Genomic DNA, 4,438 nt, shown 5'->3' with positions numbered 1-4,438 from the left:
ATGACCGAATTAAAGCGCACTCCTTTGTACTCGTTGCATGTTGAGTTGGGGGGTAAGTTGGTTGATTTTGCTGGTTGGGAGATGCCTGTTCAGTATCCATTGGGGATAATGGGTGAGCATAAGCAGTGTCGTGAGAAGGCGGCGTTGTTTGATGTGAGCCATATGGGTCAGGTTATTCTGCGGGGCGAGAATGTGGGTGAGAAGCTGGAAGCTTTGTGCCCGCAGGCCTATGCGACGCTGAAGGAAGGCAAGGCGCGGTACGGGTTCTTTACGAACGAAGACGGCGGGATCATGGACGATTTGATCGTGTCGAACGCGGGAGATCACTACTTTGTGGTGGTGAACGCGGCGCTGCGGCATCAGGACATTCCGCATATGCAGGCCAATCTGGACGGCGTCGAAGTGACCGAGATCTTCGATCGTGCGCTGGTGGCGGTTCAGGGTCCTGCGGCGGAAAACGTTGTGGGTGAGCTGTGCCCTGCGGCGCGGGATCTGAAGTTCATGGAAACCACCGTGGCGGATATCCTGGGTGTCGAATGCCGCATCTCGCGGCTGGGCTACACCGGTGAGGATGGCTATGAGATCTCGATCCCCGAGGACAAGGCCATCGAGATCAGCAAGGCGTTCCTGGCGCATGAGGATTGCGAAGCGGCGGGTCTGGGCGCGCGCGACAGCCTGCGACTGGAGGCGGGTCTGTGCCTCTATGGCAATGACATCGATCAGAGCACCTCGCCGGTCGAGGCGAGCCTCGGCTGGGCGATGCAAAAGCGCCGCAAGGAAGAGGGGGGCTTTCCGGGGGCCGACCGGGTGCAGAAGGAGCTGGCCGAAGGCCCCGCCAAAAAGCTGGTCGGTATCAAACCGACAGGCCGCGCACCGGCGCGTCAGGGCGTTGAGATCCAGTGCGCCGAGGGCAATACCATTGGCCAGATCACCTCGGGCGTGTTTGGCCCCACGGTGGGCGGACCGGTGGCGATGGGTTATGTGAGCAAAGGCCATGGCGAGCCGGGTGAGGCGGTGAACCTGATCATCCGGGGCAAGCCGCAACCGGCCGAGATCGTTGCGCTGCCCTTCGTCACCCAGAATTACAAGCGTTGAAGTCAGGAGAGAGACATATGGCAACCTATTATTCCGAAGAGCACGAATGGCTGACCGTTGACGGTGACACGGCCACTTTGGGCATCACCAAACATGCGGCGGAACAGCTGGGCGATGTGGTCTTCGTCGAGCAGCAGGAAGTTGGCGACGAGTTCGAGAAAGATGGTGAGATCGGCGTGATTGAATCCGTCAAGGCGGCATCCGAGCTCTATGCCCCGGTCGATGGTGAGATCGTCGAGGTGAACGAGGCGCTGGCCGACACCCCGGGCGCGCTGAACGAGGACCCCGAGGGCGAGGCCTGGATCTACAAGATCAAGATCACAGACGCGTCGCAGCTCGAAGATTTGATGGACGAAGCTGGCTACAAGGCCTTCATCGGATAAACCCAAATGGCGGGTCCAGTCACGGATCCGCCCTTCATCTGGCTAAAAATATCTCCGCCGGAGGCTCCCGCAGTCTCCGCCGGGTCTGACCTATCCTTGAGGAGCGCACACATGGCCTTCAAACTGACCGATTACGAAGCCTATGACTTCGCCAACCGCCGCCATATCGGGCCCAGCCCGACCGAGATGCGCGACATGCTCAAGGTGATCGGCTTCAAGACACTGGACGAGCTGATCGACGCCACCGTCCCGCCCGCGATCCGGCAGAAAGAACCGCTGGACTGGGGCCCGGCGATGACGGAACGCGACGCGCTGTTCCACATGAAAGAGGTGGCGAGCAAGAACAAGGTTCTGACCTCGCTGATCGGTCAGGGATATTATGGCACCACCACCCCGGCGCCGATCCTGCGCAACATCCTGGAAAACCCGGCCTGGTACACGGCCTACACGCCTTATCAACCCGAGATCAGCCAGGGCCGACTTGAGGCGCTGTTGAACTTCCAGACCATGGTCAGCGACCTGACCGGGCTGGACGTGGCCAACGCCTCGCTGCTGGACGAAGCCACCGCTGCCGCCGAAGCGATGGCGATGGCCAAGCGCGGCGGGCGTTCGAAAGCCAACAACGCAGCCTTCTTTGTTGACAAGAACTGCCACCCGCAGACCATCGCGGTGATCAAGACCCGCGCCGAGCCTCTGGGCATCGAGGTTCAGGTTGCCGATCCGGATACGCTGGATGCAGGCGCCGTCTTTGGCGCGATCTTCCAGTATCCGGGCACGCACGGCCATGTGCGCGACTTCACCAAAGAAATCGCCGCTCTGCATGAACACAAGGCTATCGCAATTGTCGCCGCCGACATTCTGTCGCTGGCACTGCTGAAGTCGCCCGGCGAGATGGGCGCGGATATTGCCATCGGCTCGACCCAGCGCTTTGGCGTGCCGATGGGCTATGGCGGGCCGCACGCCGCGTATATGGCGACCACCGACAAGCTGAAACGCTCGATGCCGGGCCGGATCATCGGTGTCAGCATCGACAGCCGCGGCAACAAGGCCTACCGCCTGGCGCTGCAGACCCGCGAGCAGCATATCCGCCGCGAGAAGGCGAACTCGAACGTCTGTACCGCGCAGGCGCTGTTGGCGGTGATTGCCTCGATGTATGCGGTCTATCATGGCCCCGATGGCATCAAGGCCATCGCGCAATCGGTGCACCGCAAGACCTCACGCATGGCTGCCGGTCTGGAAGAGGCGGGCTTCTCGGTTGAACCCGAGGTGTTCTTCGACACCATCACGGTCGAGGTTGGCCATCTGCAGAACGTCGTGATGGAGGCGGCTGTGGCGCGCGGTGTGAACCTGCGTAAAGTGGGTGACACGAAGGTGGGCATCAGCCTGGACGAACAGACCCGGCCCGAGACCATCGAGGCGGTCTGGGGGGCCTTTGGCATCGACCGCAAGGATGACAGCTCGAATAAGCAATACCGCCTGCCGGATTATGCGCTGCGCGAAAGCCCGTACCTGACCCACGAGATCTTCCACAAGAACCGGGCCGAGGCCGAGATCACGCGCTACATGCGCCGTCTGGCCGACCGCGACCTGGCGCTGGACCGGGCGATGATCCCACTCGGCTCCTGCACCATGAAGCTGAACGCCACGATCGAGATGATCCCGGTCACCTGGCCCGAGTTTGGCAATCTGCACCCGTTCTGCCCGGAAGATCAGGCGCAGGGCTATCACGAGATGATCGCTGATCTGAACGACAAGCTGTGCCAGATCACCGGTTATGACGCGATCTCGCAGCAGCCCAACTCGGGCGCGCAGGGTGAATATGCGGGCCTCTTGACCATCCGCAACTATCACTTCGCTCGTGGCGAGGGTCAGCGCAATGTCTGCCTGATCCCGACCTCGGCCCATGGCACCAACCCGGCCTCGGCCCAGATGGTGGGCTGGCAGGTTGTACCGGTGCAGGCGGATGACAAGGGCAACATTGATCTGGCCGACTTCCGCGCCAAGGCGGAAAAGCACTCGGACCATCTGGCCGCCTGCATGATCACCTATCCGTCCACCCATGGCGTGTTCGAGACCACCGTGCAGGAGGTCTGCCAGATCACCCATGACCACGGCGGTCAGGTCTATATCGACGGCGCCAACATGAACGCCATGGTTGGCCTGGCGCGTCCGGGCGATGTGGGTGGTGACGTCAGCCACCTGAACCTGCACAAGACCTTCTGCATCCCGCATGGCGGTGGCGGCCCCGGCATGGGTCCAATCGGCGTCAAGGCACACCTGACCGAGCATCTGCCCGGTCACCCGGAATACGGCACCGCCGTGGGTCCGGTCTCGGCAGCGCCTTTTGGGTCTCCGTCCATTCTGCCGGTCAGCTGGGCCTATGTTCTGCTGATGGGCGGTGCGGGTCTGACGCAGGCCACCAAAGTGGCGATCCTGAACGCCAACTACATCGCCGCGCGTCTGCAGGATGCCTATCCGATCCTGTATACTTCGGAAACGGGTCGTGTAGCGCATGAATGCATCCTCGACACCCGTCCCCTGGACGAGGCGGCGCATGTCACCGTCGACGATGTGGCCAAACGTCTGGTCGATTCAGGCTTCCATGCCCCGACCATGTCCTGGCCCGTGGCCGGCACGCTGATGGTGGAGCCCACGGAATCGGAACCCAAGGATGAGCTGGACCGCTTCTGCGACGCCATGATCTCGATCCGGGCGGAAGCGCAGGACATCATCGACGGCAAGATCGACGCGGAAAACAACCCGCTGAAAAACGCCCCCCACACGGTGCGCGATCTGGTCGGCAACTGGGACCGCCCTTACACCCGCGAACAGGCCTGCTTCCCTCCAGGCTCGATGGGCGTCGACAAATACTGGTCCCCCGTCAACCGCGTCGACAACGCATATGGCGACAGAAACCTCATCTGCACATGCCCGCCAATGACCGAATACGAAGACGCCGC

The 4,438-nt window shown here is 61.9% G+C and carries 3 protein-coding genes; all 3 read left to right on the top strand.

Going from position 1 to position 4,438, the window contains the following annotated elements; all coding sequences use genetic code 11:
* Positions 1-1,095: a glycine cleavage system aminomethyltransferase GcvT gene (gene gcvT / locus ACR0IV_RS21725; RefSeq protein ID WP_480661148.1), complete on the top strand. Its 1,095-nt coding sequence runs from the start codon at positions 1-3 to the stop codon at positions 1,093-1,095.
* Positions 1,096-1,112: 17 nt separating this feature from the next.
* Positions 1,113-1,478 (top strand): glycine cleavage system protein GcvH, encoded by a 366-nt coding sequence (gene gcvH / locus ACR0IV_RS21720; protein WP_480471648.1) that lies wholly within the window; start codon positions 1,113-1,115, stop codon positions 1,476-1,478.
* A gap of 111 nt (positions 1,479-1,589) precedes the next feature.
* Positions 1,590-4,438 (top strand): aminomethyl-transferring glycine dehydrogenase (gcvP, locus tag ACR0IV_RS21715; RefSeq protein ID WP_480661150.1); only part of this gene is annotated, 2,849 nt, incomplete at its 3' end.

The organism is Ruegeria sp. C2 (genome assembly GCF_056537765.1).
This window is presented reverse-complemented; position numbering and strand designations above follow the sequence as displayed.

Excerpts from the sequence above, each read along its gene's own strand:
- gcvT (WP_480661148.1), top strand. The coding sequence starts at position 1 with ATGACCGAATTAAAGCGCACTCCTTTGTACTCGTTGCATGTTGAGTTG.
- gcvH (WP_480471648.1), top strand. The coding sequence starts at position 1,113 with ATGGCAACCTATTATTCCGAAGAGCACGAATGGCTGACCGTTGACGGT.